The organism is uncultured Gimesia sp., assembly GCF_937919775.1.
Taxonomy (GTDB): domain Bacteria; phylum Planctomycetota; class Planctomycetia; order Planctomycetales; family Planctomycetaceae; genus Gimesia.
This window is the reverse complement of sequence record NZ_CALFPF010000099.1, coordinates 1-4,200: the sequence shown is the minus strand read 5'-3', so window position 1 is coordinate 4,200 and position 4,200 is coordinate 1. Positions and strand designations below refer to the sequence as shown.

The following is a 4,200-nucleotide window of genomic DNA, read 5'->3' as shown; positions in this document are numbered from 1 at the left end:
GGTTCAGATTTTTGTAATTGATTTAAGACCTGTAACGATTAGTAAGACCGGACGCTGAGTGATGTCTACGTAGTCTGTGCAGGCTCGCTGTATTGACTATGCGGAGTGAGTCCAGAGGGAGGGATATCCTCCATAAGCCCTTAGTATGATGGTTGTTGGCTGTTCAGTCCCCAGTTGTATTCCAGGTACTTCACAGTGACATTCGGACTTGTCAGAAATGTGCGTGATGATTCCGGGACAAATGGGGAGAGTGTGCGAAGTTGTTCTGATTGTGTTGAACCGAAATCGGTTGCAAACCAATCGAGAATGGAACTGAGGTATACAGTTTGATTTGTGCGGTTGACCTGAAAATGTTTCTGCTGTTGAAAAAAATCGATCGCATTTGCCGTGAGTTGTGCATCGACTTTCTCTGCTGTGTAGGCTTCATTTCTGAGCTTCGGGCACCCGATCGAGGCACAGACAATCGCAAAATGAATTCGGGGCTCATTCATCTTACGTAAAATATCGTGTTCTATTTGATTTAAAGAGTAGTTTTTTCCCCCTGCCAGCAAAGGCAGATCGTTCCAGATGTTATATCCGAAGACCTTCGCCGTATGCTTGCGAATGCTGGAGGTGGGATAGACCTGCAGGATGCCTTCCAGTGTTAAGGCGTTATAAGCATTGATCCAGAATGCCAGTTGAGCCTGTTTTGTTGCCATCAGCTGCGGATTTGCCTGGCTGAGTAACTTCAGATAATTCTGCAGAGCACGTCGATCAGCCTGCGACGCTTTCCAGGCTTGATAATTGACAAGGCCTTTCGGATCAACATATTTTTTCAGTAACCGGTCAAAATCGCCGTGATCAATCTGGGTCATCGAAATCTGTTCATTCGCAGGCCAGCGCTGTCCCAGGGGTTCAGCCGCCTCGCTGCGATGACTTTGTGGCAGACTTAACAGCATGATCCCGAGTGCGCGCATCACTGGCATCGAGAGCGATTTCCATCCAGACATCATTCCAAGATCCTCCATGAATTGTGAGAGTGGTTTGCATCTGAAATGATTATCGAGTTTCACGGAGTTTGAATCTGTGAGTTAACGCACAACACTCCGAAATCGTTCCGTGATTCAGAGAGAATTGCATGTTGGGTACCACGGCAAATCACGCGGGCTCACAAAAAAGGGTTACCCAAAAGAAGTGGGAAATTTCAGCGAAATCAAGAATCCGTAGTTTAAATTCTGCGGGAAATGTGAGATAACTCACAGAACAAAAGGGAATATCTGTCTACTTTTGATGCCTTGTAAGAACTTGCATCCTCACTCCCATATAAACCATGAGGTAATTAATGAAACGCCCTGAAATCAATCGACGTGATTTTAATCGACTGACATTTGCCGCTTTGGGCGGCATGGTCGCCGGCTCCATGACAGGCTGCGAGAAACCAGCTCCGCCGGCTCCCAAAACACCTGCTGCCACTGATGCTGAGGCAGGCAGTACGACGAAGGACGGCCATGATCATGCCGCTGATGAGACAAGCGACAAAGATGTCAGCTTATTAATGACCGAACCTCACGTCTGTCGTGGTTTGAATACCTGCAAAGGAACATTCGCGAGTATCGAAAATGCATGTGCCGGCCTGGGTGCTTGTGCTTCAGTCGCCGAACACACTTGTTCCGGTGCCAATGAATGCAAAGGCCAGGGGGGCTGTGGCACCAATCCCGGAATGAACTCCTGCAAAGGCAAAGGGGGCTGCCATGTACCTTTGATGGAAGACGCCTGGAAACTGGCCCGCGCCGAATTCGAAAAGGGAATGGAAAAGGCCGGCAAAAAAGTAGGGCCGGCTCCCGCTCCTAAAAAATAAATCGTGTTTTTGCGACAACGCTGCGGGCTCCTTGATCAACCGGATTGATAAGGAGCCTGCTTTTTGTTGTCTGCCCGAATTGCAAAATTCCTGTAACGTCTGAACGAGAAATCATCGTCGCGGGGAGGGAGTTGCCACACATGTTGAAACCACGTCTCGGACATGTCAACCTGGGTTTGGGAGTGGGTCTGCGAACCGTTCACTTTGCCCATATCCTGGAACACCAGCCGAAAGTGGACTGGTTTGAGATCATCTCGGAGAACTTCATGGATTCTGCCGGCAGGCCCCGGCATGTCCTGGAACTGATCGCCGCACGATATCCGATTGTCATGCATGGCGTTTCTCTTTCCATTGGAAGTACCGACCCCCTCAATCGCGAGTATCTGAAAAAACTGAAAACGCTGGCGGAGTCGATCAATGCCCGCTGGATTTCGGACCATGTCTGCTGGACCGGTGTCGCCGGCCGCAATACACACGATCTCCTGCCAATTCCCTACAATGAAAGTACGCTGTCCCATCTGGTGAAACGGATTCGCATTGTTCAGGAAATTCTGGAACGTCCGCTGGTTCTGGAAAACCCGAGCAGTTATCTGGAATTTCAGGATTCGACTATGACGGAGTCGGAATTTATCTGTCGTATGGCGGAAGAAGCAGATTGTGGCTTACTGCTGGATGTGAATAACGTCTATGTCTCCAGTGTGAATCATGAATTTGATCCCGTGCAATACATTGAAGCGATCCCCGCCCGGCGCGTCGTACAATGCCACCTGGCAGGTCACACTAATTGCGGGACGCACTTAATCGATACGCATAACGGGAAAGTCGTTGATCCGGTCTGGAACCTGTTTCAGTTAATGCACCAGCGAACCGGCGGTGTGGCTACATTGCTCGAATGGGATGCGGATATTCCCCCCTTTCCCGTGGTGCATGCAGAAGTTCTGAAAGCACGAAAATATATGGATGAGAATCTGCCTGTCTGTGACCGGCATTTTTCAGAAGAATCGGTCGCGAATCCCTCCTCGACGGCAATTCCTCATCCCGCCTCGTTTATTACGGCTGAAGTCGAATGAGTAATGAACCACGTAATCTGGATCAAATCCAGCGCTGGATGCAGGCCGTCATCAGTTGGCCCGCGGGAGTCAAAGCAGGCATCGCTTCCGCAGCCGCACAAAGCAGAATTCCGTTGAAAAGTGATGAGTTGGAAACAGTGATCACGGCCTCCAGCCAAATGACGAGCCTGGAACGGATGGGCATTTATGCGAACGCCTATTATGCCCGCCTGCTGGAATGTTTAAGTGAGGAATATCCGGCTCTGGTTTGCGCGATGGGCAAAACGGCCTTTGGTGCGTTTTGCATGGAGTATCTACAGGAATATCCCCCCGCCAGTTATACGCTCGGTGATTTGGGGGCGCACTTTCCTCAGTTCCTGAAAGAACACAAGCCGCCCGCTGAAGAAGGTGAAGTCAACTGGACCGACTTTCTGATTGAACTCGCGACATTAGAGCGCCTTTACAGCGAAGTCTTTGACGGCCCCGGCATCGAACAGGAAACACTTCTGACGGCAGAAGCATTGAGTTCCATCAAACCGGAAGACTGGCCTGAACTTTCTCTCAGGATGGCTCCCTGTTTCAGGCTGCTGCAATTTCAGTTTCCCGTTCATGAATATGTTTCGAGCGCAAGACGGGGAGAGACACCTGCCATTCCGGAACAGCAGACCACATATCTGGCGGTCACTCGCAGGAACTTTATCGTACGCCGTGAAACGATCACTCCGTCGGAATATTTCCTGCTTTCAAAGCTGCAACAAGGTCTGAAAGTGGGAGACGCCATTGCTCAATTCGCGGAATCAGATCTCTTCGAGACAGACGAGTTGGGTGAGCAGCTCCACCAATGGTTCAAACACTGGACCTCAGCCGCTTTTTTTATTGGTGTCAGTAAAGTCTGAGCATCGCCGGTAAAGTGGGAACGTCAGGAGAAACTTCAGCAGCCAACGCCACGAAAATCTTTCCTCTCAACGCTGCTGCGGGCCTTCGGTAGAATCATGCCCCGAATTGACCCCGAATTTGAAGATCTCTGATTTTTGCTCAAAATCGCGTCTGTTGCGCAAAATAGACAAATTAAGCTGTCTGGGTTGAGATTATGTCCTGTTTTCCCTGCCAAATGAGTGAGTTTGGGTCAATCTGCCCCCTGCTTCGGGCCTGTTTTGGGTCCTGAAGAACGACAGCTTAAACAGCCAACACTCCCCGCATTGACACAAAATCGGCTCGGAATTACAGTCCCGACTTAGAAATGGGACAAACGGAATCATTTCAGTGTTTACATTAATTTTCAAATGATTTGATCTGCAGGTTGGCTGTCAGGGA

4 protein-coding genes are annotated in these 4,200 nt (G+C 49.7%); 3 read left to right on the top strand and 1 reads right to left on the bottom strand.

What is annotated here, in order from left to right; all coding sequences use genetic code 11:
* Positions 1-140: 140 nt before the first annotated feature.
* A complete protein-coding gene (locus tag Q0294_RS02625) occupies positions 141-992 on the bottom strand; it encodes a DUF547 domain-containing protein (RefSeq protein WP_299460638.1) in 852 nt (283 codons plus the stop codon).
* A 329-nt stretch (positions 993-1,321) separates the two neighbouring features.
* Here Q0294_RS02625 and Q0294_RS02620 point away from each other — a divergent pair, with 329 nt between their 5' ends.
* From Q0294_RS02620 to Q0294_RS02610, 3 genes are all read left to right on the top strand, one after another.
* A complete protein-coding gene (locus Q0294_RS02620) occupies positions 1,322-1,837 on the top strand; it encodes a hypothetical protein (RefSeq protein WP_299460637.1) in 516 nt (171 codons plus the stop codon).
* Between the two features lie 140 nt (positions 1,838-1,977).
* Positions 1,978-2,907, top strand: coding sequence for a DUF692 domain-containing protein (locus tag Q0294_RS02615; RefSeq protein WP_299460635.1), 930 nt, complete (start codon positions 1,978-1,980; stop codon positions 2,905-2,907).
* A complete protein-coding gene (locus tag Q0294_RS02610) occupies positions 2,904-3,782 on the top strand; it encodes a DNA-binding domain-containing protein (RefSeq protein WP_299460633.1) in 879 nt (292 codons plus the stop codon). Before Q0294_RS02615 ends, Q0294_RS02610 begins: the two co-directional genes overlap by 4 nt.
* Positions 3,783-4,200 lie beyond the last annotated feature (418 nt).

Bases quoted from the DNA above. Each gene is read 5' to 3' on its own strand.
- Q0294_RS02625 (WP_299460638.1), bottom strand. From the start codon at position 992: ATGATGTCTGGATGGAAATCGCTCTCGATGCCAGTGATGCGCGCACTC.
- Q0294_RS02620 (WP_299460637.1), top strand. From the start codon at position 1,322: ATGAAACGCCCTGAAATCAATCGACGTGATTTTAATCGACTGACATTT.
- Q0294_RS02615 (WP_299460635.1), top strand. From the start codon at position 1,978: ATGTTGAAACCACGTCTCGGACATGTCAACCTGGGTTTGGGAGTGGGT.
- Q0294_RS02610 (WP_299460633.1), top strand. From the start codon at position 2,904: ATGAGTAATGAACCACGTAATCTGGATCAAATCCAGCGCTGGATGCAG.